At 69.7% G+C, this 24,970-nt stretch carries 17 protein-coding genes and 1 pseudogene; 6 read left to right on the top strand and 12 right to left on the bottom strand.

Going from position 1 to position 24,970, the window contains the following annotated elements:
• Nucleotides 1–2 precede the first annotated feature (2 nt).
• On the top strand, nucleotides 3–968 hold the full coding sequence (locus ACZ63D_RS05025; RefSeq protein ID WP_465352998.1) for an aldo/keto reductase: 966 nt from the start codon (nucleotides 3–5) through the stop codon (nucleotides 966–968).
• A 16-nt stretch (nucleotides 969–984) separates the two neighbouring features.
• On the opposite strand, the gene ACZ63D_RS05030 is transcribed toward ACZ63D_RS05025, so the two are convergent.
• Nucleotides 985–1,914: a quinone oxidoreductase family protein gene (locus ACZ63D_RS05030; protein ID WP_465352999.1), complete on the bottom strand. Its 930-nt coding sequence runs from the start codon at nucleotides 1,912–1,914 to the stop codon at nucleotides 985–987.
• Between the two features lie 116 nt (nucleotides 1,915–2,030).
• Here ACZ63D_RS05030 and ACZ63D_RS05035 point away from each other — a divergent pair, with 116 nt between their 5' ends.
• Both ACZ63D_RS05035 and ACZ63D_RS05040 read left to right on the top strand, forming a co-directional pair.
• The gene (locus tag ACZ63D_RS05035; protein ID WP_465353000.1) at nucleotides 2,031–2,984 is read left to right on the top strand and encodes an AraC family transcriptional regulator; all 954 of its coding nucleotides are present in this window, start codon (nucleotides 2,031–2,033) and stop codon (nucleotides 2,982–2,984) included.
• Nucleotides 2,985–3,171: 187 nt separating this feature from the next.
• Nucleotides 3,172–6,141: a right-handed parallel beta-helix repeat-containing protein gene (locus ACZ63D_RS05040; protein ID WP_465353001.1), complete on the top strand. Its 2,970-nt coding sequence runs from the start codon at nucleotides 3,172–3,174 to the stop codon at nucleotides 6,139–6,141.
• 13 nt (nucleotides 6,142–6,154) lie between these two features.
• Here ACZ63D_RS05040 and ACZ63D_RS05045 read toward each other — a convergent pair whose 3' ends face one another.
• From ACZ63D_RS05045 to ACZ63D_RS05065, 5 genes are all read right to left on the bottom strand, one after another.
• Nucleotides 6,155–6,829: a FadR/GntR family transcriptional regulator gene (locus ACZ63D_RS05045; protein ID WP_465353002.1), complete on the bottom strand. Its 675-nt coding sequence runs from the start codon at nucleotides 6,827–6,829 to the stop codon at nucleotides 6,155–6,157.
• Nucleotides 6,830–6,865: 36 nt separating this feature from the next.
• Complete coding sequence (locus tag ACZ63D_RS05050) at nucleotides 6,866–8,050, bottom strand: MFS transporter (RefSeq protein ID WP_465353003.1); 1,185 nt, start codon at nucleotides 8,048–8,050, stop codon at nucleotides 6,866–6,868.
• Entirely contained in the window at nucleotides 8,047–9,408 is a 1,362-nt protein-coding gene (locus ACZ63D_RS05055; RefSeq protein WP_465353004.1) for an amidase, read from the bottom strand. Before ACZ63D_RS05055 ends, ACZ63D_RS05050 begins: the two co-directional genes overlap by 4 nt.
• Before the next feature lie 145 nt (nucleotides 9,409–9,553).
• On the bottom strand, nucleotides 9,554–10,771 hold the full coding sequence (locus ACZ63D_RS05060; RefSeq protein ID WP_465353005.1) for an MFS transporter: 1,218 nt from the start codon (nucleotides 10,769–10,771) through the stop codon (nucleotides 9,554–9,556).
• 160 nt (nucleotides 10,772–10,931) lie between these two features.
• Complete coding sequence (locus ACZ63D_RS05065) at nucleotides 10,932–12,296, bottom strand: M20/M25/M40 family metallo-hydrolase (protein ID WP_465353006.1); 1,365 nt, start codon at nucleotides 12,294–12,296, stop codon at nucleotides 10,932–10,934.
• Nucleotides 12,297–12,342: 46 nt separating this feature from the next.
• Between ACZ63D_RS05065 and ACZ63D_RS05070 the strand changes: the two genes are divergently transcribed.
• From ACZ63D_RS05070 to ACZ63D_RS05080, 3 genes and pseudogenes are all read left to right on the top strand, one after another.
• Nucleotides 12,343–12,888: an ArsR/SmtB family transcription factor gene (locus tag ACZ63D_RS05070; RefSeq protein ID WP_465353007.1), complete on the top strand. Its 546-nt coding sequence runs from the start codon at nucleotides 12,343–12,345 to the stop codon at nucleotides 12,886–12,888.
• A 149-nt stretch (nucleotides 12,889–13,037) separates the two neighbouring features.
• Complete coding sequence (locus ACZ63D_RS05075; protein ID WP_465353008.1) at nucleotides 13,038–17,942, top strand: RHS repeat-associated core domain-containing protein; 4,905 nt, start codon at nucleotides 13,038–13,040, stop codon at nucleotides 17,940–17,942.
• A gap of 101 nt (nucleotides 17,943–18,043) precedes the next feature.
• Nucleotides 18,044–18,950 (top strand): annotated as a pseudogene (locus ACZ63D_RS05080) (cytochrome P450 family protein).
• Nucleotides 18,951–18,983: 33 nt separating this feature from the next.
• On the opposite strand, the gene ACZ63D_RS05085 reads toward ACZ63D_RS05080, so the two are convergent.
• The 6 genes from ACZ63D_RS05085 to ACZ63D_RS05110 form a co-directional block, all read right to left on the bottom strand.
• Complete coding sequence (locus ACZ63D_RS05085; protein ID WP_465353009.1) at nucleotides 18,984–19,346, bottom strand: VOC family protein; 363 nt, start codon at nucleotides 19,344–19,346, stop codon at nucleotides 18,984–18,986.
• Between the two features lie 49 nt (nucleotides 19,347–19,395).
• Nucleotides 19,396–19,992, bottom strand: coding sequence for a GNAT family N-acetyltransferase (locus ACZ63D_RS05090; RefSeq protein WP_465353695.1), 597 nt, complete (start codon nucleotides 19,990–19,992; stop codon nucleotides 19,396–19,398).
• A gap of 166 nt (nucleotides 19,993–20,158) precedes the next feature.
• Nucleotides 20,159–21,115 carry a hypothetical protein gene (locus ACZ63D_RS05095; RefSeq protein ID WP_465353010.1) on the bottom strand — a complete coding sequence of 319 codons (957 nt, stop codon included), beginning with the start codon at nucleotides 21,113–21,115 and terminating at the stop codon, nucleotides 20,159–20,161.
• A 102-nt stretch (nucleotides 21,116–21,217) separates the two neighbouring features.
• Nucleotides 21,218–21,595, bottom strand: coding sequence for a hypothetical protein (locus ACZ63D_RS05100; RefSeq protein ID WP_465353011.1), 378 nt, complete (start codon nucleotides 21,593–21,595; stop codon nucleotides 21,218–21,220).
• Complete coding sequence (locus ACZ63D_RS05105; protein WP_465353012.1) at nucleotides 21,592–22,743, bottom strand: cation:proton antiporter; 1,152 nt, start codon at nucleotides 22,741–22,743, stop codon at nucleotides 21,592–21,594. Before ACZ63D_RS05105 ends, ACZ63D_RS05100 begins: the two co-directional genes overlap by 4 nt.
• A gap of 99 nt (nucleotides 22,744–22,842) precedes the next feature.
• Nucleotides 22,843–24,780 (bottom strand): hypothetical protein, encoded by a 1,938-nt coding sequence (locus tag ACZ63D_RS05110; RefSeq protein ID WP_465353013.1) that lies wholly within the window; start codon nucleotides 24,778–24,780, stop codon nucleotides 22,843–22,845.
• Between the last annotated feature and the right edge of the window lie 190 nt (nucleotides 24,781–24,970).

A 24,970-nucleotide genomic window follows, 5' to 3' on the forward strand; every position in this document is an offset into this window, starting at 1 on the left:
AAGTGGAGTACCGCAAACTCGGCGCGAGCGGCCTCGCGGTGAGCGAGATCGCTTACGGCAACTGGCTCACCCACGAAGCGGAGGGCTGCGTCGCCGCGGCGCTGGACGCGGGCATCACGACCTTCCACACCTCGGCGGCCTGGGACGGCGGCGCGGCGGAAGCCGCCTTCGGCGCGGCGTTCGCCGGCACGCGCCGCGAGGACGTGGTCCTGTGCAACGGAGTCTTCTGGCCCGAAGGCCCCGGACCCAACGACTCGGGCCTGAGCCGCAAGCACGTGATCGCCTCGCTGGAAGCCTCGCTGCGGCGGCTGCGCACCGACTACGTCGACGTCTACCAACTGCTGCGCTTCGACTACAAGACCCCGGTCGACGAGACGTTCCTGGCGCTGTCCGACCTGGTGCGGCAAGGGAAAGTGCGCTACGTCGGCACCGCGGAGTGGACCGCGGAACAGCTGATGCAGGGGGCGGACGCGGCGGCCCGGCACCACGTGCCGCTGATCGCCAACCAGCCGCACTACTCGATGCTGTGGCGAGTGGCCGAGGCGCAGGTGATGCCGGTGTCCGAACGCCTCGGCATCGGCCAGTTCGCGTCGGTCCCGCTGGCCCAAGGCGTCCTGACGGGCAAATACCGCGGCGGTGCCATCCCGCCGGGCTCCCGCGCGACCGGACCGGCCTACGCCCGCCCCCTGCTGTACCCGGAACTGCTGGACCGCGTGGAATTGCTGCGCGGCGTCGCGGACGACGCCGGTCTGACCATGGCTCAGCTCGCCCTCGCCTGGACACTGCAGAACGAGACGGTGGCCGCGACGGTCATGGGAGCGAGCACTCCGGAGCAGGTGACCGAAAACGCGAAGGCGGCGGGCGTCCGGCTCGACCTGAACGTGCTGATGCGGGTGGACCAGCTGCTCGGCAGCTTCGTGCAGACCGACCCGCGGCTCGTGTGGTCGCCTCCGCCTCAGCTGAGGTAGCCGGATTCGCGTCCAGTCAGGGCTGGGTCAAGACGATGCGTTTGCCGCTGTCGGCCGGTTTCGCCCAGGCGCGTTCGACCTCGGACAGCGGGATCGGGTCGGCCTCCACGGCGAAGGCGCCGCGCGCGATCTCGGTCAGGACGGCCGCGGCCTCGGCGGCCATTTCCGCGCCGGTCAACGAACCCTGTCCGCTGCCGAGCACTTCGAGCCGGGTCGACCGCAGTGCCCCGGCGGGCAGCGCTGCCCGGGCTCCGGCCATTTCGCCGAGGTTGATCCAGGTCAGCGGACGTTCCGGGGTCGCACGGGCGAAGACCAGTGCCTCCATCGTCACGGTGGCCGGTTCGCCCCAGAGGAAATCGAGGACTACGTCGACGTCCGACGGCAGCGGGTCGCCGATCAGAGCGGTCGCGGTAGCGCCGGGAATCGCGGCCAGCCGTTCCGGGTCGCGCCCGACCGCGATGACCTGTGCGGCGCCGGAAAGCCGGGCCACTTCCACGGCCATCCGCCCGGTACCGCCGGTCGCGCCGAGGACCAGGAAGTTCTGTCCCGGCCGGACGGAGATCCGCCGTTTCACCGCGAGCCAGGACGCGATCACGCAGTTCGCCGTCGCCGCCACCGTCACCGGATCGGCCCCGTCGGGGAGGACGAAACTGCGCCGGGTGTCGATGACCGCCTGTTCGGCCATCGAGCCGCGCTTGCCGTCGAAGGACACGAAGAACCAGAGCCGGCCGTCCGGGCCTCGGCCCACCCCGTCGAAGCCCGGCACCAGCGGCAACTCGCCGGGGGAACTCGTGTAGTGCGAACCGTCTACTTGCATGCGGACTCGCGGGTGGAGCCCGGCGGCCAGGACGTCGACCACGATCTCGTGCTCGTTGGCCGCCCGCGGCGAGGGCCAGTCGAGGTACCGCGCCGCGGTACCGTAGGCGGTAACTACTGCAGCTTTCATTTCCGGAGTCCTTCTCAGTCGAAGCGAGCGAGGTTCTGGGCAAAACGCTAAGCGCACCCGGACGTACCGCCTATGCTTGAAAACGCTGGTTTTGTTCGCGATCGTCCGGAGAGCCGATGGATCCGCTGAGCGAGGTGCTGTCGCTGCTCAAACCCCGGAGTTTCAGCACCGCCGAAGTCGACGCGGGCGGAGCGTGGGCGATCAAGCTCGACGACCTGGCCGGGCAGATCAAGTGCTACGCCGTCGTCAAGGGCGCTTGCTGGCTGACGATCAAGGGTGACGGTGAGCCCCTGCGGCTCGCTGAGGGCTCCTGTTTCGTCATGCCGACCGGCCGCGAGGCGGTCCTCGGCAGCGCACCCGGCGTCGCACCGGCGCTGGCCTCGGAGGTGCTCGGCCCGGCTCGCGGCGGCCGGGTCTTCACTTACCAGGGCGGCGGTGACGCGCATCTGGTCGGCACCCGGTTCGAGTTCGCCAGCCCGAACGCCCCGGCGCTGCTGCGGTCCATGCCCGCCGTCATGCCGGTGGAGACGTCCGGCGACCGCGCCCGGCTGCGCGGCTCGATCGAGCTCATGCTGGAAGAGTTCCGCGAGGCTCGCCCGGGCTCCGATCTGATGGCGCAGCAATTGGCGCACCTGATGCTGGTCCAAGCGCTGCGGCTCTATCTGTCCACCCGCTCCGGCAACGACATCGGCTGGTTCGCCGCACTGGCCGACCCGCAGTTGAGCGCTGCGCTCGGAGCCGTGCACGCCGACCCCGCTCATCCGTGGACGGTGCGGAAACTCGCCGCGCTCAGCGGCATGTCCCGCACGACGTTCGCCGAGCGGTTCCGCGCCCGCGCGGGCGAAACCCCGATCGCCTACCTGACTCGCTGGCGGATGATCCTGGCCAGCGAGAAGCTCCGCTCCGGCGAGGACACGGTCGGCCGGATCGCCCGCTCCGTGGGGTACGAATCCGAGCACGCCTTCAACACGGCCTTCAAACGGCACATGGGGACCTCGCCCGGCCGTTACGCCCGCTCGGGCAACTCCGATGCGAATAGATCAGATGTAAGGCTCGCCTCCGTCGAGTGATCACTCCACGCCGGGAGTCCTCGCCAACAGTTCACTCGGCGCGAAATTCCCAGAGTTTCAAGGTAATCAGCGCTCCAGTGAAGACGGAAAGCTCTCCTTGACGGCTGATACATGCTCGTGCATAGTCTCCTAGGCATCGGATGTCCTGGCTGCCCCGGGCACCGATGCCTGGTCAAGGAGGACCTGAATGGCCAACCGCCGCCTTCTGCGCATCGTCCTGTCCGTCGTCGCCGGGGTTGGCGGAACATTCGCCCTCGGCCACCCCGCCGCCGCGAGCGGGCCGCCGCCGATGACGGTGTACGCCGCTCCTTCCGCCGACGCGCCGCCCGGCACTCCGTGCACCCAGCCGCGACCGTGTTCGCTTTCGCAGGCGCAGCAACGGGTCCGGCATCTTCTCGGCACCGGCGTCGGCGACCATCGCGACATCGTCGTGAAACTCGCCGGCGGCACCTACTATCTTTCCGCTCCGCTGGCGCTCGGCCCGCAGGATTCCGGACGCAACGGCCACACCGTGACCTGGCAACCGGCGACCAGCGCCGCGGTGACGATCAGCGGCGGACGGCCGTTGCGGCCGAACTGGCAGCCCGCCGCGCCCGGCAGCAAGGTCATGGCCGCGACCGTCCCTGCCGGACTGGGCTTCGACGGCCTGTTCGTCAACGGACAGCGCCAGATCCTGGCCCGCTACCCAAACTACGATCCGGACGCGGCCCGGCTGCAGGGCTCGACCTCGCTGGCCGATCTCCAGCGGGAATCGGCGAAATGGTCGAACCCGTCGACCGCGCTGGTGCGCGCGATGCACTGCGGCGACTGGGGTTCCGTCTCGTTCACGGTCAGCGGCCGCACCGGGGGCAGTCTCGATCTGCACTACGTCGGCGACAACAACCGGCCGCAGGATTGCGGGCTGACCAAGGGGAACGGGCCCGGCCGGGTCGGCCCGGCGATGGCCGAGAACGTCAAGGAGGAACTGGACGCGCCCGGCGAGTGGTACTACGACCGGACGAGCGGCCAGCTGCTCTACTACCCGCCCGCGGGAACCGATCTTTCCGCCGCCACGGTCGAAACCGCCGAACAGGACCAGCTGATCACCCTCGCCGGAACCTCGGCGGCCGACCCCGTCCACGACATCGCGCTGCGCGGGCTGCACTTCACCGCGACGCACCGCACGCTCTTCACCGGTCCGTTCGAAGCCGACGCCAAGGGCGACTGGGCGGTGGTCCGCAAAGCCGCGGTATATCTGAAAAACGCCACTGACATCTCAGTCTCCGGCTCATCCTTCGACCAGCTCGGCGGCAACGGCGTCTTCCTCGACGGCTACAACGCGCACACCACGATCAGCGACAGCAAGTTCTCCTCCGACGGGGCCACCGACATCCAGATCGTCGGCTCGCCCGCCGCGGTGCGCGACTACTCCGGCAATTACTACGACAACGTAGCCGTCTCCGACACCGCGCCCGGGCCGAAAACCGGCGACTATCCCCGCGACATCCTCGTGCGCAACAACGTCATGCAGGACATGGGCCGGTTCGAGAAGCAGTCTTCCGGCGTCAACATCTCCATGAGCGCGGACGTGACAGTCGACGGCAACACCATCTCCGACAGTCCGCGCGCCTGCCTCAACATCGAGGACGGCACCTGGGGCGGACACGACATCAAGAACAACGATCTCTTCAACTGCGTCGAGGAAACCGGCGACAACGGGTCGATCAACGTATGGGGTCGCGGCCGGTTCTGGGCCAGCTCCGGTAACAACACCCTCGCGCCGGGCACGAGTTACGAAGGATCGACCGGCATCGCGCTCACCGACGCCCAGGCCCGGAGCCTGATGAAGCTGGACGTCGTCCGGCCGATCACCATTCAGCACAACCGGTTCTGGCACGCCGGCGACTGGGCCATCGATCTCGACGACGGCTCGTCCAACTTCCGCTTGCTGGACAACCTCATCCTCAAGGGCGGCATCAAACTGCGCGACGGCTACGAGCGCACCGTGCGGAACAACCTGCTCGTGGACGGCTCGATCTACGAACAGGTCAGCCACTCCGACTGCGGCGACGTCATCGAGCACAACATCACCCTGGGGCCGCAGGCCTACAACAACGTGCTGAACAATCCGTCCACCGCGAAGTACGGCGTCGACCGCAACCTCTTCTGGAACGACCACTACCCGGTCTACGTCAATCCCGACGGCAGCGGCAACGAAGCGCTCTCCGCGGACGGCACCACGATCAACACCCAGTCGGCCTGGGTTCGCGCCGGCATGGACCCGCATTCGCTCGTCGCCGACCCGAAGTTCGCCGCGGCCGACCCAACCGCGAGCTACGACTTCGCCGTCTCCCCCGATTCTCCGGCAGCAAGCCTCGGCTACCAGAACTTCCCGATGACCGGCTTCGGCGCCCGCGGCGGACCGCTCCCGCCGAAGGCGGTTTTCGCCTATGGCCCCGGCTCCGGCACGCCCGCCAACGGAATGATCGTCCAACCCGAAATGCTGATGGGCGCCACCGCCACGAACATTCCGTCCCTGGCGGTCCAGTCGTCCCTCGGCCTGACCAAGCCGTACGGCCTCTACCTGCCGTCGGTGCCGCAAGGCAGTTACGCGGCGCAGAACGGGCTGCGGACCGGCGACGACATCACCGCGATCAACGGCGCCTCAGTGACCGACGACCGCAACACTTTCTGGCTCAGCTACAACAAACTCGCCCCCGGCGCGCCGATCACGCTGACCGTGCGGCGCGGGCAGGCCGACGTCACCGTCCGCCTCGCCAAAACGCAGGAAGCCGAACTGCTCAACGACACCTCCGGCGTCGTCTACACCGGTACCGGAGCCCCCTCGACCGGATGGCTCTGGCGCGGCAGTTCGGCCGGCGGCGCGAACTCCTATCTCGACGACATCTGGGCGACCCAGAACGTCGGCGACTCGTGGAGTTTCACGTTCTACGGCACCGGGATCGACATCATCTCCGAGACGAACACCGACGAGGGCGACGTCGACCTGACCTTGGACGGCGCTCCTTACCGGACCGTCAGTTTCGTCACGCCAACCCGGCAGTACCAATCGACGGTGGCGGCTATTTCCGGACTGCCGCGCGGGGTGCACACCGTGACGGGCACGATGAAGAACGGCAGTTATCTGATCGTGGACGCGTTCCGGACCCATCCGTAACCGTCTTCCGATGTCAACGCAACTGCGCCAAGGTGTGCTCGACGTTCCGGCGAGTAGCCAGCGCGGCGGCCTCCGGGTCCCCGGCTTCGATCGCGGCGACGAGATCGCGGTGGGCCCGGTGATGATCGTCCGTGTTCGCTCCGGTGGCGTCCAGCGTGGTGACGCTGTCCGCCACCGCGCGCATGGCGTCGAGGAAGGAATCGAACACGTCGAGCAGCACCGGGTTGTGCGCGGCGACCACGACCGCCCGGTGAAAGGCGAGGTCGGCGTCGAGCAGTTCAGGCAGCGACCCGGCGTGGTCGCGCGCCGCGAGCGCCTTGCGGAGCGCTTTGAGGTCGGCGGCGGTGCGGCGGGTCGCGGCCAGCCCGCCCGCCTCCACCTCCAGCGCGACGCGGACCTCGTACACGTGGACCACCGCGGCCGTGCGCAGCTTGCGGTCCAAATCGGACAGTGGGGTCGCGGAGGCGACGTAGGTGCCCGAACCCTGCTGGGAATACAGCTGGCCCGCGGAGATCAGGGCACGGACGGCCTCCCGCGCGGTGGACCGCCCGACTCCGAGCAGCTTGCTCAGTTCGACCTCGTTGGGCAGCTTGGCCCCGACCGGCCATTCTCCCTCGCCGATCAGCCGGCGCAGTTCCGCCGTCGCCGCGTCGACCAGCGAAGTCCGCCGTACCGCCCGGACCGTCACGTCGCGCTCCCCTCCTCGCCGGATGCCCGCAATGTATCAGGTCACCAGCTCCTCAGATGAGTTCGCGGACGACGGAACGGGCAGGACGCGATCGCGCAGCCGGGTGCCGAACACCACCGCGACGCCGAACACCGCGAGCACCGCGCCGAGCGTGAACCGCAAGCCCTCCGCGTCGGCCAGCCAGCCGAACAGCGGCGAGGTGAGCCCGCCGACCGACATGGCCAGGCCGAGCGTCAGCCCGCTGGCGGTGCCGGGCCGGGTGGGCAGGTAGTCCTGGGCGAGGGTCACCTGGTTCGCGAACGGCAGGAACATGGCCAGGCCGAACAGCACGGTGCTGAGTTCCAGGACGAGGGGGTCCGGGCTGAGCACGATCCCCGCCAGCGCGGGAATGCCCAGCAGGTACCCGGTCCGGATCGGGACCAAGCGGCCCAGCCGGTCCCCCAGCCAGCCGCCGAGGACGGTGCCCGCGGCTCCGGCGAGGGTGAAGGAGGTGAGCGTGACCGCCGCGGTCGTGGCCGAGGCGTGCAGCTCGCGGATCGCGTACAACGACAGCAGCGAACTCACTGTCACGTAAGGGATCGACCAGCCGACGGTCGCCGCGACCAGCCTGCCGAAGGAGCGCCAGTCGTCTCGCAGGTCCGAAGTGGACTCCGCGGCCGCGCTCGGGCCGTCCGCCAGCGCGGGGCTGATCCGGCGATTCACCAGCCACAGCAACGCCATCACCACCGCTGGGACCGCCAGCAAATACGCGCCCGAGAGACCGAGCGAGCCGACGACCGCGGTGACGAGCGCGGGGGCGAGCGAACTGCCCAGCGTGCCGCCGACGGAGAACAGACTCATCGCCTGCTGCGATTTTCCGCCCGCCGCACGGGCCTGATTGGTGGCGGGCGGGTGGTAGGCCGCCACGCCGATTCCCGCCACGGCGACGCAGATCCACGTGAGCGCGTAGCTGTCCGCGAAACCGGCGCCGGCGATCCCGGCGGCAGCCACGAGGAAGCCCAGCGGTGCCAGCCAGTCGCGCCGGGACCGGTCCACGATCATCCCGAACACCGGCTGCACCACACTGGACAGACCCGTTGCGGCCAAAGCGATTCCGGACACCGCCGCGTAGCTGTAGTGGCGCTCGCTCATCAGGAACGGCAGCAGCGCGGGCACCGAGCCCTGGTACAGGTCGTTGACGACATGGGTCCCGGTCAGGAAACCCAGTTGTGCTTTTCTCATCGCAGAGCACGCTCCAGTTGTGCCGCAACGGAAATCAGGGTGGCTTCGGCTCCGTAGCGTCCGGTGAGCAGCACGCCGACGGGCAGCCCTTCCGGAGTCCGGCGCGCCGGGAGGGTCAGCGACGGCTGACCGGTGATGTTGGCCAGCGGCGTGAGCGGGTGGAACCGCAGCATGTTTTCGAAGGTCTGCGCGGGGTCGGCGGCGACGAGGCCGCCCACCGGCGGCGGCAGCGTGGCCAGGGCGGAGCTGAGGACCACGTCGAACCGGTCGTAGCGGCGGGCGATCCGGCGAGCGGTGGCCTGCATCGAGAACAGCGCGGACATCAAGGTCACCGCGTCGCAGACCCGGGCCTTGTCCCGCAGCCACCGGGTCAGCGGCAGCAGGTCCGGCTCGCGCTCGGCGGGCACCGGCACCGAGCCGGCGAGCGCCGACCACACGACGGTGAACTCCGCGCGATAGTCGTCCGGACCCGCCGGTTCGGCCTCGGCCACGTCGTGGCCCAGGTCCGCGAGCAGGTCAGCGGCGTCGTCGCACGCCTGCCGGCACCACGGGTCGTCGCTCGCGGCCCCGCGGATCACCCCGATCCGCAGCCGGCCGGGTTCGCGCCGGGCGCTCTCCGCGAAATGCCCGGCAGGCACCGGCGGCAACTGGTGGGTGTCGCCAGGGCACGAGACGCTCATCGCCTCCAACAGCAGTGCGGCGTCCACGACCGTGCGAGCGATCGGTCCGGCAGTGGCCAGTCCGGCCGAATCCGGGCCGGGCGCCGGGCTCACCCGGCCCCGGGTCGGTTTGATGCCCACCAGTCCACAGCACGCGGCCGGAATCCGCACCGAACCGCCGCCGTCGCTGCCCTGCGCCGCCGGGGCCAGGCCCGCCGCGACCGAGGCGGCGGCCCCTCCGCTGGACCCGCCCGCGGTGCGGGAGAGGTCGTGCGGGTTGCGGGCCGGGCCGAACGCGGTCTCGGTGTAGGACGAACACCCGAACTCGGCCGCGTTGGTCTTGCCCAGCACGATCATGCCCGCCCGGCGCAGCCCCGTCACGACCGCCGCGTCCTCCCCGGCCACCCGGTCGGCGAACGCCTTCGAGCCCGAGGTGTACCGCAGTCCCTTGACCGGCCAGGTGTCCTTCACCGAAACCGGCACTCCGCACAGCATCGGCAAATCTCGCGCGCCGGACCGGACCAGCGCCTCCGCCTCTCGCGCGGCCGCGAGCGCACCTTCGTGGTCGACGGTGAGGTAGGCCCCCACCTCGCCGTTGTCGCGATCGATCCGGCGGAGGTACTCCCCGGTCAGCTCCACCGGGGAAACGTCGCGCGCCCGCACCGCGGCGGCCAGCTCCGCCAGCGTCAGGTCGGTCATCTCAACTCCTCATGTCCTCTGAGGACTTGGACGGTAGCCGAGCGGTCGGCGTTAGGCAACCCTTACTCAGCGCACCATGCTCGCGGACGGCAGGACGCGCGACCCTCCCGGGATCGCGCGTCCTCATCAGTCCACAAAGGACAGATCAGCGCACCCGAAGCCGTTTCCGCGCGAAAGCCAGCGCTCCCAGGCTCAGCACCGCCAGCGCCATCACGTAATAACTCGGCGCCAGATTGCTCCCCGTCGCCTGGATCAGCCAGATCACCACCAGCGGCGTGAACCCGCCGAAGAGCGACGCCGTGAGGTTGTAGCTGACCGACAGCCCGGTCGCGCGGGTCCGGGTCGGGAAGACGTCGGCCATCATCGTGCCCAGCGGGCCGACGTACCAGACCTTGACCAGGCCGATCGCGGCCATCACCGCGGTCATCACGGCGAACGTCGGCTGGCTGTTCAAAGCGAGGAACAGCGGGAAGATGGCCAGCAGCATCACCGAGCAGGCGGCCGCCATCAGCGGGATCCGGCCGGTCCGGTCGGACAGCCGCCCGGCGATCGGAGCGAGGACGGTCAGCACTATCTGGGTGACGATCGTCGTGGTGAAGGCCAGCGACTTGGGCAGGCCGAGGTTCCGGATGGCGAAGGTCGGCATGTAGATGATCAGGTAGCTGATCGCGGTGGACACCGCCATCGCGCCCATCGCGACCAGGATCCGGGTTTTCTGCGAGCGCAGGACTTCCCGCAGCGGGGCCTGCGCGGCGTCTTCCTCGAAAGCCGGGGATTCCTCCACGTGCCGCCGGATGTAGTAGCCGATCGGCGCGATCAGCAGGCCGAAGGCGAACGGGATCCGCCAGCCCCACGACCCGAGCTGCGCTTCGGTGAGCACGGCGCTCAGCACGGCGGCGAACACGATGCCCAGCAGCGTGCTCAGCCCCTGGCTCGCCGCGCCCCAGCTGCCCATGAAGCCGCGGCGTTTCCGGTTGCTCTCCACGAGATACGCGGTCGCGCTGCCGAATTCGCCGCCCGCCGAGAAGCCCTGCAGCAGATTGGCGAACACCAGTCCGAGCGGCGCCGCGATCCCGATCGTCGCGTAGTTCGGCATGATCGCGATCAGCAGCGACGCCACCGCCATGATCCGGATCGACCACACCAGCGCGGCTTTGCGGCCCGCGCGGTCGGCGTAGGAGCCGAGAATCATCCCGCCGAACGGGCGGATCAAATACGCGACAGCGACGCTCGCGAAGGCGAGCATCAGCGAGACCGCCGGATCCGCGGTGGGAAAGAATTGTTTCGCCAGCACGTCGGCGAACAACGTGTAGGCCCCGAGGCTGAACCATTCCAGGGTGTTGCCGATCGTGGCCGCGACCACGATCCGGGATGAACGCGGCGAAGGGCTGTTCTCGGTTCTCAGTGCAGGGGAATCGGGTGCGGGAATCGACATGGTCGCCTCCGGGGGCGGTAAGCGGTTCGGCGTCGTTGGTGAATCGCGGCTCCGGGCACAGCGGCCCGGAACAACCATGTGCGGAAGATCAGCGCTGCTTGCCCAGTTCGATCAGGACGTTCGCGGCGGCGGCGATTCCGGAGTGGAAACGAGCGAGTTCGAAATTCTCGTTAGGGCCGTGGTTGTGCTCGTCGACGTTCGCCAGCGGGATCCCGTAGCACGGGAGCCCGAGCCCGTCGGACAACGCCGCGATCGGCAGGCTGCCGCCCATCGCGGGCACCAGCACTGCCGGGCGTCCGGCGGCCGCGCTGACCGCGTCGGTGATCACCTTGGTGTAAGGCGATTCCGGCAACGTCCGGGACGCTTCCATCAGCCCGCCCGGGACGTGCAGTTCGGCGTGCGGAAGGTGTTCGGCGAGGTGGGCGCGCAGGGCTTCGAGGACCGTCGAGGCGCGCTGGCCGCCGACCGTCCGGATGTCGCAGCGGGCGACCGCGACGGCCGGGATGACCGTCCGGTGGTCGCCTTCGTCCAAACAGGACAGTGAGTTGATGCTGAACGTCGGCGAGGCGAGCCGGTCGGTGAAACCGGCGCCTTCGGGCACGTCCATCCGGTCCAGCCCGACCTCGGCGAGCGCGACGGGCACGTCGACCGGAAGCGCGTCCAGCGCGGCGCGTTCCGAAGGGCTCAGCGGGACCATGCCGTCGGCGAATCCCTTGACCAGGATCTCGCCTTCCGGCGAGCGCATCGTCGACAGCAGCCACACCAGCTCCCACGCCGGATTCGGCGCGACCCCGCCCCAGTTGCCCGAATGCAGCGCCGCCGGAGCGCCCGGCACCCGGATCTCGAACCGGACCGCGCCGCGCACGCCGAGGCTGACCGTCGGCTCGCCGCTGTCGTGCACCGGGCCGTCGCTCCACAGCACCAGGTCCGCGTCCCACTCGTCGCGCAGATCGGCGAGCGCGGATTCCAGGTTCGGACTGCCGATTTCCTCCTCGCCGTCGAGCAGCACCGTCACGCTGCACGGCAGTCCGCCGGTCTCGGCGAGCGCGCGCAAGGCAAGCAGCTGCGCGAGATGCTGGCCCTTGTTGTCCCCCGTGCCGCGTCCGTACATCCGGCCGTCGCGGATGCTGGCCTCGAACGGCGGGCTGTCCCACGCCGACAGCGGTCCGGCCGGCTGGACGTCGTAATGGCCGTAGATCACCACGTGCGGAGCGCCCGCCGAGCCTTCGGCGTGCCCCACCACCAAGGGCCAGCCGCCGGTTTCGACCTGCCGCGCGTCGAGCCCGCTGCGCCGCAGCAGCCCGCACGCGAACTCGGCCGCGCCGGCCATCCCCTCGCCGGTGGCGCTCACGCTGGGCACGCCGATCCACTCGGCCAGCTCCGCCTCGTGCCGCTCCCGGTTCTGCTCGACGTACGACTCGATGCGGCGCACCCGGACCTCCAGTGATTTCATTTTCTGATATCGATACCATCGAAGCAAATCGGTTAAGCTGCTGTCAATGGACGACTGCCTCCCGCGCCGGGCGACCGCCGACGACCTCCGCGCGCTCGCGCACCCGCTGAGCTGGCGGATTCTGCGGCTGTGCCTGGATTCCGCGTGGACGAACCAGCAGCTGGCGAAACGGCTCGAGGAGTCGCCGGCCACCGTGCTGCGCCGGGTGCACGCGCTCGCCGAAGCCGGTTTCCTCGTCGCCGAACCGGCCCGCCGGAGCGACCTCGGCGCCTGGGAACGCCCCTACCGGACGACGCGGCGGACCTGGCACCTCGACCTCGACCAGGCGGGCGACCCCGCGCTGACCGCGCGCGTCGAACTGGCGACCCTGGACGCACACCGCGCCGAAATGCTCGAAGGCGACCCTGAGTCGATCCGGCAGACCCGCCGCGGCGTGGTCCGGCTGAGCGACGAGGCCGCGGCTGAGCTGCACAAGCGGATGGACGCGCTGCTGGACGAATTCGTCGCGCGCGAGGAACCCGCCGGGCGCAGGTACTCGTTTCTGTGGAGCGTGGTCGAACGTCCCGGCGAACCGGGCGCCGCGGACGGCTGACCTGGTGTGTTCGGGCAGCCGTCCGAGACGTTGAGGCATCGCGGCTGTGCTGTTGCCGCAAGGCCGCGAGGGGAGCGATAACCTCGGCGCATGGCGGAGCGACTCCGTCACGTTGTCCTGCCCGTGCACAGCCAGGAGTACCACGCCCGATGACCAATCCCTTGATCGCGCCGGTGAAAGATTCGACGACGGCGTTGTCGGGTGTGCCGTTGCTGGAGGACGCGGAGACGCTCAAGCAGGGGATCGAGAGCAAGAACTGGGCGTCGGTCGCGATCGGGGCGGTGGGCACCGCGCTGGACGTGCTCACCGCGGTGATGGACCCGTTCGGCGCGATCCTGGCCGCGGGCGTGGGCTGGCTGATGGAGCACGTCGGCCCGTTGAAGGAAGCGCTCAACGCGCTGACCGGCAACGCGGACGAGATCAAATCCCAGGCGGAGACCTGGACGAACGTCGCCAAGGAGCTCGAAGGGGTTTCGACCGAGCTGGGCGAGCTGGTCAAGAAGGACCTGGAGAGCTGGCAGGGCGAAGCGGCCGACGCTTACCGGAAGCGGGCCGAGGACACCTCGGCGCTGATCGCGAGCGCGCAGAAGGGCAGCGAGGGCGCGGCCAGCGGGGTCAAGACCGCGGGCGAGGTGGTCGCGGCGGTCCGGACGCTGGTGCGGGACACGATCGCGGATCTGGTCGGGCACTTGATCTCGTGGGCGTTGCAGGTGGTGTTCACGCTCGGGATCGGGATGGCGTGGGTGGTCCCGCAGGTCGTGACCGCGGTCGCGAAGACCGCCTCGACGATCGCGAAGGTGACCGCGAAGCTGGTCAAGGCGCTCAAAGCGCTGGTCCCGCTGCTGAAGAAGGCCGGCACCCTGTTCGAGGACGCCGGGAAGGCGTTGAAGGGTCTCAAGAGCGGCAAGGGCGGCGCCACGCACACGCCCAAGGACATCAACGTCAAATCCGAGAAGCCCAAGGGCGGCTCCAAGGACAACGAGAGCACCACGACCTCGGGCGACCACAGCGGCGGCGGCCACGACGGCAACACCCACACTTCCGGCGACCACAACGCCCCGAAAGACCACAAGAACGACAACCAGCCCTCCCCCGGCGGATCCGATCGCGGCGGCGAGCCCGGCGGCAACGGCAGCACCGGCGGCCACAGCGAAAAACGCCCCGGCGAGAACGGGAACGACCCGAAGAACAACAACGCCAACAAAAACGACGAAACCCGGTCCGAGGACAAGGAGGGCTGCGGCGACCCGGTCGACGTGGTCAGCGGCGAGGTCATGATGACCGTCGCCGACCTGCTCCTGCCCGGCGCGCCGGAACAGGCGCTGGAACGCACGCACGTGTCGTCCTACCGGTCCGGCCGGTGGTTCGGTCCCACGTGGACGTCCACTGTGGACCAGCGGCTCGAGTTCGACGGCGCCGAGGTCCGCTTCTACTCCGCCGACGGCATGGTCCTGACCTACCCGGCCTCCGCCGCGGAAGACGCCGTTTTCCCCGTCTCCGGCCCGCGGCTGCCGCTGCGCCGGGAGGGCGAGACCTACGTGCTGGAAGACGCCGCGCACCGCCAGACGCTGGAATTCGCTCCGGTGGAAGGCGAACGCGCGGGCGTGCTGCCGCTCGTCGCGATCGACGTCGAGCGGGGACCGCGGATCGGTTTCGAGCACGGCCCGGGCGGCGCGCCCGCGCTGCTGCGGCATTCGGACGGCCCGGTCGTGCGGCTGACCGCGACCGCGAACCGGATCACCGGCATCGAAGTCGTCGACCCGGACGGCGGCCCGGCGGTCAAGGTGGCTTCGTTCGGCTACAACCCGCAAGGCCACCTCGCGCGAGTGGTGAACTCCTCCGGCCTGCCCCAGACCTACGACTACGACCTCGAAGGCAGGCTCGTCGGCTGGCAGGACCGCACCGGCACCTGGTACCGCTACGGCTACGACCGCTCCGGCCGCTGCGTGCGCACCGCCGGGCCGCGGGGCTTTTTCAGCGGGTCGTTCGCCTACGACCTCGAACGCCGGGTCACCACGTACACCGATTCGCTCGGCGCGAAGAGCGAATACCACTACAACGCGAACAAGCAGGTCGTGCGGATCGTCGACCAGACCGGCGGCGAGCTGACGTCGGTCTGGGACGGCCAGGGCCAGCTGCTGAGCCGGACCTTCCCGGACGGCACCACCGCGGAGTTCACCCACGACGAGAACGGCGTCCTCACGGCCGTCACCCGCGGCGACGGCTCGGTGGTCCACGTGCGCGACGACGGCGTCGAGCTGACCCTGCGGACGCGGGGCGCGGACGGCTCCTGGGTGACCCGCGTGCACCGCGGCGAGGACCGGCCGAATCCCTATCGCGAACCGATCGGCGTGTCGGGATCCCTGACCTATCGGGGAGAAACCGTCCGCGAGGCCGGGACGGACGCCCCCGGCGGGCAGTCCGTCCGGATCGAGCGGGACCTCTTCGGCCGCCCGCGCACGATGCCGAACCGTTCGGGCGAGCGGATCCGGCTCGGGTGGACCGTCGAGGGCGCCGAAGCCCTCCGGATCCTTCCTTCCGGGGCAAGGGAAACGCGCCGCTACGACGCCGACGGCCACGAGATCGGCCGCACCGACCGGGCCGGGTTCAGCTCGGCCGCGGAATACGGCGTGTTCGGCCTCCGCACCGCGACGACCGACACCACCGGCGCGCGCACCGAGTACGCCTACGACACCGAACTGCGGCTGACCGAAGTCACCAACGCGGCCGGTCTGAAATGGACCTACCGGCGCGACGCCGCGGGCCGGGTCGTCGAGGAGACCGACTTCGACGGGCGCGTGCTGCGGTACGGCTACGACCGCGGCGGCCGGCTCGTCAGCACGGTCGACGGCAACGGCGAGGAAACCCGTTACGAGTACGACGAACTGGGCAATCTGAAACTCCAGGCTTCGCCGTCGCTGATCACCACCTACCGGCACGACGAACTCGGCAACCTCGTCTACGCCGAGGCCGACGGCGTCGAACTGCACGTCGTCTACGACGAATACGGCACCGTGGTCAGCGAAACGACGGACGGGCGCACCGTCACCCGCACCCGCGGCGGAGGCGTCGTGACCCGCCGGACGCCCGCCGGGGTCGAAAGCCGCTGGGAGTTCGACCGGTTCGGACGGCCGGAAAGCCTCCGCATCGGCGGCCACTCCGTGGAGTTCGCCCACGACAGCGGCGGCCGGGAGATCCGCCGGGTCGTCGACGGCCAGGTCGCGGTGTCCCAGGTCTTCGACGCGGACGACAACCTGGTCGAGCAGAGCGCGGGCGAGGCCCGCCGCCGGTTCTCCTACCGGCTCGACGGCCTCCTGACCGGCGTGGCCGACGAGACCGGGACGACCCGGATCGAACTCGACGCCGCCGGCCGCGTGGTCCAGCTGCACCGGCCGGGCAGGGGCGAGCTGTACCGGTACGACGTCGCGGGCAACCTGGTCGCGTCCGCCGCCGGACCGCACACCTACCGCGGCAACACCGTCCGGTCCGCCGGCCCCGCCGTGTTCGAGCACGACCGCCAGGGCCGGATGGTCTCGCGCCGCGAGGGCGACCGGATCTGGCGCTACGTCTGGGGCGGCCAGGACCGGCTGCTCTCGCTGACGACACCGGACGGCGACGTCTGGCAGTACCGGTACGACCCGCTGGGCCGCCGCGTGGGCAAGAAGCGGGTCGTCGGCGGGAACCAGGTCGCCGAATCCTGGGAGTTCACCTGGAGCGGCACGAAACTCGTGGAGCAGAGCCACGTCGACGCCGCGGGCAACCGCCGCGTCACCACGTGGGAGCACCACCCCGACGGCGACCGGCCGATCCTGCAGATCGACCAGCCCGCGACGGTCGACGAGGTGTTCCGGACCATCGTCACCGACCTCGTCGGCACCCCCGCGGCGCTGCTCGACGCCGCCGGGCGCACGGTGTGGCGCGCGGGCGGCGCGGGCCTGTGGCACTCCGGCGCCGCGGACGCCCCGACGCCGCTGCGCTTCCCCGGCCAGTACGCCGACGCGGAATCCGGCCTGTACTACAACGTCTACCGCTACTACGACCCGGCCACCGGCCGCTACCTCAGCCAGGACCCGCTGGGTCTCGCGCCCTCCCCGAACCCGGCCGCCTACGTCGGCAACCCGCTGGCCGCCTGCGATCCGCTCGGGCTGGCCCCGAAGGGTTCGGGCACCGGCACGTGCGGCAAGAACAGCGGCGGCGTCGGCGATCGCGCGGGCGGCGGGAACCAGGCGGGACGGCAGCCGGGCGACCGCACCCAGCCCGCGCATTACGACGAGAACGGCCTGTCGTTCCCCGGCGAGAAGTACGGCGACAACATGAAGGTCTACGTCGACTCGCACCAGAACAAGCACCAGACGGACCGGATCAACCTCCCCTTCGACGGGCAGATGGGCACCAAGTACCCGGGCCGGATCCACGAGGAATGGCACCGGGACGTCTTCTCGCACAAGGCGGCGGAAATCGCCAAGACGAAGACCGGCCCGATCGACAAGAAGGTCAACGACGCCAAGGCCGACTACGACGTCAAAAAGGAAGCGCACGACGACGCGAAGTGGGAGCACGACGGCCGGAAGGCGGACTGGGACGCCAAGACCGACAACGCTTTCGAGAAGCAGAAGGCCAAGAACAAGGACGCCTGGGACAGGCTTTCCCCGGAGCAGCAGGCCGCGCAGGAGAAGAAGTTCCGCGACAACGCCGAGAAGAAGTTCGAGGAGCAGCCGGAAACCAAGGCGTTCCGCGACAAAGAGCGCGAGATGCGCGAAGCCGAGCAGAAATGGCACGACGCCGGACGGGAACGGGACAACACCCCCAACCTGCAGTACGGCAAGACCGACAAAGACCCGGACATCAAGAACATCGACACCGAGGGCTCGACCTACGACGTCACCACGACGTGGAAGCCCAAGCCGGGCCGGGAGAACACGAGCGACCCGTACGCGGGCGAATGGCAGGTCACCTACCACTCGAACCCGAAGGCCAAGGACTGGTGGGAGACCAACGGGTCCGCCATCAGGAACCAGAACCCCGCGCTCGACCTTCCGGCGGCCAGGAGGTAACCCCGCCCGGAAGTGACGCACTTCGCGTCCGATTTGCCTGATTACCGGGTCCCCCGGACAGCCATGCTGCGAACTCAGGCACACCGACGTGAGGAGTTCGCATGAGCGGCGAGGACATCTTTCCCATGGCACGGGCGGCGGGATGCCCCTTCGATCCCGCGCCCGGGCTGACGAAACGGCCGCCGGTGTCGCGGGTGCGGCTGTGGGACGGCAGCGAGCCCTGGCTGATCACCCGGTACGCCGATGTCCGTGCGGTGCTGGCGGATCCGCGCGTCGGCGTCGACGTCGCGCGGCCCGGCTTTCCGCACACCAACGCGGTCAGCAAGGCTCGCGACGCGTTGCGGCCGCGCGTTCAGGAACTGGTCGACGATCTTCTCGATCAGCTCCTCGCCGGGCCGGATCCGGCCGATCTGGTCGGCGCGTTCGCCCTGCCGCTCCCTTCGCTGGTGATCTGCGAACTGCCCGGCGTTCCTTACGCGGACCGCGATTTCTTCCAGGGCGTGGCCCGCACCCTCGTCATGGACGACCCTGATCCGGCGCGCGCCGTGGCGGCCAGCGAAGAGCTGAACGCGTATCTGGAAGACCTCGTCGCCGCGAAAACCGCCGAACCGGGCTTGCTCGGCAAACTGGCCGCCGAGCAACGCGGGGTGCTGACGCCGCGCGAGATCGCCGTGCTGGGGCAGCTTCTTCTGGTCGCCGGGCACGACACCACCGCCGCCATGCACACCGAGTCGCCGCGTTGCCTTGGCGGACCTGGAAATCGGTGGGCAACTGATTCGCGCGGGCGAGGGCATCATCGCGGTGAAGAGCACCGCGAACCGGGATCCGCTGGCCCGGATGGAGCTGGAGGTCGCGTACTCCACCTTGCGCCGACGAGTGCCGACGCTGGCGCTGGCCGCGCCGCTGGATCGCTTGGAGTTCAACGAGAACGCGATCTTCTACTCGGTGCGCGAACTGCCCGTCACCTGGACGAGCACCGTGCCGCCCGGATCGTCGGCGAACGGATGAACCGCCCGCAGCCCCCCAAGGAAACGCGACCCGCTACCCGCTGCCCGGCAGATGGGCGAGCACATTAACGACATTGCCGCCCGGGTCCGTCACGAAAAACCGCCGCACGCCCCACGGCTCGTCGGTGAGCGGATAAACCACCCGCAGCCCCCGCCGCACCGCCTCCGCGTGGGCCGCGTCCACCGCTTCCGGTGCGCCGAGGTCGATCCCCCACCGCGGAACGGGATCGGTGCTCCCGGGCGGAAGCACGAGCACCTGGGCGGCGGGCTGGTCGCGGCTGCGGAAGCCGAGAACGGGATCGTCCATGGCGACGTCGAGCCCGAGCACGTGGACGTGGAAATCGCGGGTCGCGGCGTCGCCGGGGCCTTCGGAGTAGGCGATGATGCGCTCGATCACCCGGCCAGCGTCGCAGACCGGCGCGCTGGAGGGCTTGGAGAAATGGGAGCTAGCCGCCGGTGGAGTAGGCGACGCGGCGGTGCCGTCCGGGACGCTGCACCCGCCAGTGCCGCCCGCGCGACGAGGACCGGCCGGAACCGCGGGCCGTCAGGGCCAGGTAGCGCTCGGCGAACTGCTCGGCGGTGATGCTCATCAGCACCGGGTACTTGACCTCCCCGCGCAGCACCTCGGCGTCGCGGAGCCGGGCCGCTTCCCGGAAACCCAGTTCGCCGTGCAGCGCCAGCGAAGCGAAATTGCTGCCGTTGACGCTCACCTCGCACGCCCGGTACCGGCACCGCCCGAACATGAACGCCAGCAGCAGCGCGACCGCGTCGGCGGCGTATCCGCACCGGCGGTGCTGCGGGCCGATCCCGATGCCGTAGCTGAACCGGCCGGAGAACGGATCCGTTTCGACCCAGACGGAACCGACCAGCGTCCGGTTGTGCAGCGTCTCGATCGCGAAGTGGAACCCGTCCGGGGACGAGTGCGCGCGATGCGTGGCCCAATGCCGGTAGCCGCCGACCCGCGGATCCCGCACGCGGACCGAGTCCCGGTCGAATCCGGCCAGGGTGCGCTGGTCGCCGGGGCGGACCTCGCGCAGCCGCACCTTCCGTCCGACCTCGTCGACCCGCCACGGGGCGACGGCGCCGGACCCCGCCCGCCGAGACGCATTCGTGATCATCGGGAGTGATGGTACCGGGCCGCGCCCCGGCGTCGGTCAGCCGAATGCCCGATCGGCGCTCCGCCCGGTGCCGGGCGGCCCGGGACCTCGGCTATTCGCGGCAGTTCCCCTTGGCCGGAACCGGTTTGTCCGGATCGAACTGCCCTGGTTCGGGGGTCAGCGAGGGGCCGGTGAAGTTCGGGTCGGCGAACTCGGGACCGAGCTGGCGGTTCTTGAGCGCGTCGCACGAGACCCGGGTGAAGAACCCTTCGAACTTGCCCATCCACAGGCCGCGGCTGCCCTGCTCCCAGGACGAACCGCCGCGCACGACGTAGTCGGTGTCGACCCGCACGAACGGCTCCATGTCGCCAGGGCCCTCGAGCACATGATTGCCCGGATCGAAGGCGTAGGCGACCACGTAGGAGACGTGCAGGTACAGCTCCCCCGCCTTGCCCGGCCGCACGGTCATCTTCCCGGTCATCCTCGGCCGCACGGGCAGCAGGCGGTAGCCGTCCGCCAGGTAGACCACGTAGTCCTGGGTGTTGATTTGGAGGTCCGCCCTGCTGCCCGGAGCGAAAAGCCCGATGTACCCGTCGGCGTGATGCCCCTCCAGGACGTCCTTGTCGAACTGCGCGACCTCGACCGCGTGCTTGACCTGTTCCTGCGCGTCCCCGACCTGTTTGGCGGAGAACGAGCCGACCTTGGCCGGTGCCGGGATCGTCAGGCCCGCGATGCCCTCGGGCCAGTTCTGCGCCGGGGTGTTGAGGAACGGCCGGGCCAGGTCCACGTGCCCGGATTCGGGGAGTTCGGTCGGCGCGGACGCGGTGGTGGTCGCCGCGGGCGCGGCCGGGCTGCTTCCGGCGACCTCCTCCGGGGCCGTCCCCTGCTTCCACAGGTAAAACCCGGCCGCGGCCACGACGACGACTGCCGCCGCGCCGATGCCGACCAGCTTGCGCCGCCGCGCCCGTCCGCGCTGGCGGCGCAGGCCGGTCCAGGCTTCTTTCTCGGCGTGCCGCCGCCAGTCCGGATCCATCAGGTCCGGATGGCTCTCGATGTCGTGCTCGTCCACTCGCTCCGCCTGTCTCGTCGATCTCGCAACGAAAGATCGACAACCGCGGACAGGCGTTACGACCAGCCGGTCTTCGCAATCAATTCGGAATGCCCGCGGCGGTCAAATCAATTTGCACGGAATGTCGGCATTTTCGTCGAGGTGATACGAAGCGCACACGCGGTGGTAACCGTCCGCGATGACGAGGTCGTCGGCCGTCTCGAGGCCGGGGTGGCCATGCCCGCGGACGAGCAGCACCGGCGAGAGCGCCTTGCCGTCCTTGACCTTCCCGAGGTCCTTCGCCACGTGCGCGTTGTCCTCGGGCAGGAGCTTGAGCTTGCTGGCCCGCAGGATGTCCTTCGCCTTGCGGTGCGTCAGGTCCGCTTCCTTCAGCTGGCCGACCAGGCCGGTCGCGGTCTCCTCGGCCGCGACGAGGGTGAGGTAGTCGAAGGCCGCCGGGTAATCGTGGTCGTCGGGTTCGTCTTTCCAGTGTTCTTTCATGACGCCTCCCTCGATTCGTTCTCTTTGCCGTCGTGGACGGCGCGGGACGCGGCCCACGCCGTTACCGCGACGCTGATCAGCGCCGCGGCGAGAATCGCTCCGCCCTCGCCCGGAGCGAGCAGCCGTTCGCGGGCGCCGAGCGTGACCGCCGCGACCGGCACCCCCAGTTGCGCACCGGCGAGCACAGCCAGCGGCAACGGCTGTCCCAGCAGCCGCGTCGCGCCGTGGACCACGACCGAACCGGCCGCGAGCAATGCCGCCAGCACGAGCATCACCGGATGCTGGCCGAGCGCGCGCAGATCGAGCGAAGCGCCCAGCCACACGAAAAACACCGGCCCGAGGAAGCCGTCGGTCACCGCGAACAACTGCCGGGCGAGCCGCCTCGGCTCCCCCACCGCGGCCAGCGCGAGCCCCGCGGCGAATCCCGCCAGCAGCACCGACACCCCGGCCAGCTGGGCGAGCCCGGCGAGTCCGAAAAGGACGATCAACGCGATCCGGAGTTCGAGGCCGAAATGCCGGGACTTGCTGAGGTCGTGCGCTTTGTCGACGAGACCGCGGGAATGCAGCCACCGCAGGACCGCGAACCACACCGCACCGGCCGCGACGACCGCCAGCGCGCCCAGCGCCGCCGGCCCCGCCCGCTCCGGCGCGGCCGCCAGCGGAAGCGCCACGACGCACGCCGTGTCCGCGATCGCGACCTGCACGATCAACGCGATCGCGGGCGGCGTGGCCAGTTTCGCCTCGTTCACCACCGGCATCACCAAGGCCGCCGAACTGGAGGCGATGAGGACCGCGTAAAGCAGCCCGTGCCCGGTGCCGACGAGCGCCGCCACCCCGAATCCGGCCGGCACGGACAACACGCCCACCGTCGCGGCCAGCAATGTCCCCCGAGCCGCCGCGATTCGCAGCGCCGAGTCTCGCAACGGGACGTGGCTGCCCGCGACGAGCATCACGAGCGCGAAGCCCGCGGAGGCGATGTAGGAGAGAATCGGATCATCGGCGTGCACCCAGCCGAATCCGGTCCGGCCGACCACGACGCCGAGCAGGATTTCTCCCACGACGATCGGGATCCGGGCGCGTTTCGGGGTGGCGAGCAGCGGTCCGGCCAGGCCCGCGAAGAGGACTACGGCCATCGCGAACAGCGTCATCGGCGCGCCTCCTCCCGCTGGGTATTGTCGCCCGGTCCGGAGGGAGGGGCTACTACGGTCACCCGCCTGCGGGCTGGGGCGTTCCGTCCGGACGTCGGCTCATCGCCGGTGGCGCAGCAGTTTTTCGATCCCGGCGGCGTCGGTCGGCGGCAAGGCCTCCATTCCGTCGGTTCCCGGATACGGGACGCCCAGGACGGACCGCACCCCGGAGCCGAGCCGCACGGACCGCACCGCGACGCCGCCTCGGTACTCGAAGCGGCGCAGCAGAGCGTAGGTCTCGAAATCCCGCAGTTCGCCGAGCACCAGATGGACACTGGGTCCGCTTTTCCGCTGCGGGAGGTGCTTTCTCCAGTCGCTCGCGCGCAAATCCTCGGCGGTGACGTCGAACTCCAGGTCCGGCACGTACGCCAGGCTCTCGTCGGCTTCCCACTGGCGCAGCTGATCGACCGCACCGCCGAAAACCTCGGGCGAAATCGCGTTCATCACCCGGAGCCGGGTGATCTTCCGGAACTCGTCGACCATCGGCTGGCACCGCAGCGGCTCGCGAGGGCGTGGCTCCGTCTCGGGAAAACACGGGTCCGCCACGGTCCAAAGCCGGTCGCCCCGGACGGCCTCCGCCCAGCGGGCCGAGGTTTCCACCTGCCACAGCAGCTCTTCCGGCGAGTTTTTCCGGAACGCGAAGGGAGCCACGGCCGCTTCGAAGGACACCTTTCCGGAATTTTCGAACAACCGGCGCACGTCCTGGATGATGTCCGGCAAGTTCGTCACCCGGCCGTCGAAGACCAGAAGGTAAGCATCCTCCCCGAGGCTCACCACCACCCGCCCCGTGGAGACCAAGCGGAAGATCATCCGGTAATTCTCGGTCTCCAGCTCCTCGTCCGGGCAGTTGATCTCGAAACGGATCCGCAACGCGCCGATCTTTTCCGAATCAAATCCTCCGACGCTGGTGAACCAGAAGTTCAGCCACGCCAGCGAACGTGCCCCGAATTGTTCCGAATCGTACAGTTCATGAACCAACGCGACCTGAAAACCGGATACCGGCCACCGATCCACCTTGCAGTTGAGCAGCTCCTTGTTCCCGCACAGCAGCATGTGGTCATCCCGATCGGTCCAGCCTCGCACGACGTCCGTCCATCGCATCGAGGCCAGTTCTTCGCTGGAGTACTTGACCAGTTCCGGGAAAAGCCGGTTCGTCCACAAAAAGGCGTCGTCGGCGTCGAGGATCGCCACCGCCATCGGGGCATCGACGTACTGCGCTCGCAGCCGGGCGGCCGCGTCCGCGGCCGATACCCCGCCTTCCCAGCGGCTCAGCTGCGCGTCCTGCTCGTCCAAGAACTGCTGGACATTCGTCAGCCCGGCCGTGACGTCGACCAGCACGCCGTCGGGGGTGATGATCGGCTCCGCAGGAGGCATCTCCGGAGCGGCGAACCGCTCGCCCAGCGCGTCGAGCACCTCCTGTGCCCGCTCCGCCAAGCGTTCCGCGCGGTCTCGTTCCGCCTTCGCCTGCTCCAGGCAGTTGCGGGCCCACTCGCGTTCGCTGGCGGCCGGGCCGCCGATGCCGATCAAGCGCACCAGCACCTTGCGCAGAGCCGTGATGACGTGCGCGGCCTGGAATTCCAGCCGGATGCCCGCGAGCAGCTGGTCCTTGGTGCGGCTCAGCTCGTCCAGCACCCGGATCGTCTGCGCCTGCGCCTGGGCCGTCTCCGCCTGAGCGTCCAGGACGCGGGTTCGGGCGTCCGGTACCACCAGCGTCGGCGCGGGGGCACGGGGCCGGTTCAGCAGCTTCCGGAATTCCGCCTTCTTCGCAGGCCACGTCGCCCGCGGCGCACACGCCTCGATCACCTGGTCGCCGAATTCCAGCGAAGGCGGCTTGCTCCCGTTCAGCCGCGTCGACACCGTCGTGGAATTGCAGCCGCACGCCGCCGCGACGTCCCGGACTGTCTTGCCCGAACGCTCGATCAGGCCCCGCAGCCACAGCACCGCGTCCCGGGTGGCCGGGTCGCCGGACTTGACCGGACCCCACGGACGTCCTGCCATCCGCTCCCCCTTGTTCGCGAACAAGTCCCCATTGTTCACCCGGGACCCGCATTGTTCACCCGAACAACTCCGCCAGCTGCCGGAACCCGCGACTCTCGGGGCACACCGCCGGAGAGAGGACCCCATGGTCGCCGAACTGAACAAGACAATCCGGGCAGCGATGAAATCCTGGCCCGCGACCTTCCGCCTG

The sequence above is a fragment of the Amycolatopsis sp. NPDC104775 genome, from assembly GCF_055583325.1.

Coding starts and splice junctions, on each gene's coding strand:
- ACZ63D_RS05070 (WP_465353007.1), top strand. CDS start 12,343: ATGGACGACTGCCTCCCGCGCCGGGCGACCGCCGACGACCTCCGCGCG.
- ACZ63D_RS05100 (WP_465353011.1), bottom strand. CDS start 21,595: ATGAAAGAACACTGGAAAGACGAACCCGACGACCACGATTACCCGGCG.
- ACZ63D_RS05040 (WP_465353001.1), top strand. CDS start 3,172: ATGGCCAACCGCCGCCTTCTGCGCATCGTCCTGTCCGTCGTCGCCGGG.
- ACZ63D_RS05050 (WP_465353003.1), bottom strand. CDS start 8,050: ATGAGAAAAGCACAACTGGGTTTCCTGACCGGGACCCATGTCGTCAAC.
- ACZ63D_RS05075 (WP_465353008.1), top strand. CDS start 13,038: ATGACCAATCCCTTGATCGCGCCGGTGAAAGATTCGACGACGGCGTTG.
- ACZ63D_RS05030 (WP_465352999.1), bottom strand. CDS start 1,914: ATGAAAGCTGCAGTAGTTACCGCCTACGGTACCGCGGCGCGGTACCTC.
- ACZ63D_RS05055 (WP_465353004.1), bottom strand. CDS start 9,408: ATGACCGACCTGACGCTGGCGGAGCTGGCCGCCGCGGTGCGGGCGCGC.
- ACZ63D_RS05110 (WP_465353013.1), bottom strand. CDS start 24,780: ATGGCAGGACGTCCGTGGGGTCCGGTCAAGTCCGGCGACCCGGCCACC.
- ACZ63D_RS05035 (WP_465353000.1), top strand. CDS start 2,031: ATGGATCCGCTGAGCGAGGTGCTGTCGCTGCTCAAACCCCGGAGTTTC.
- ACZ63D_RS05105 (WP_465353012.1), bottom strand. CDS start 22,743: ATGACGCTGTTCGCGATGGCCGTAGTCCTCTTCGCGGGCCTGGCCGGA.
- ACZ63D_RS05065 (WP_465353006.1), bottom strand. CDS start 12,296: ATGAAATCACTGGAGGTCCGGGTGCGCCGCATCGAGTCGTACGTCGAG.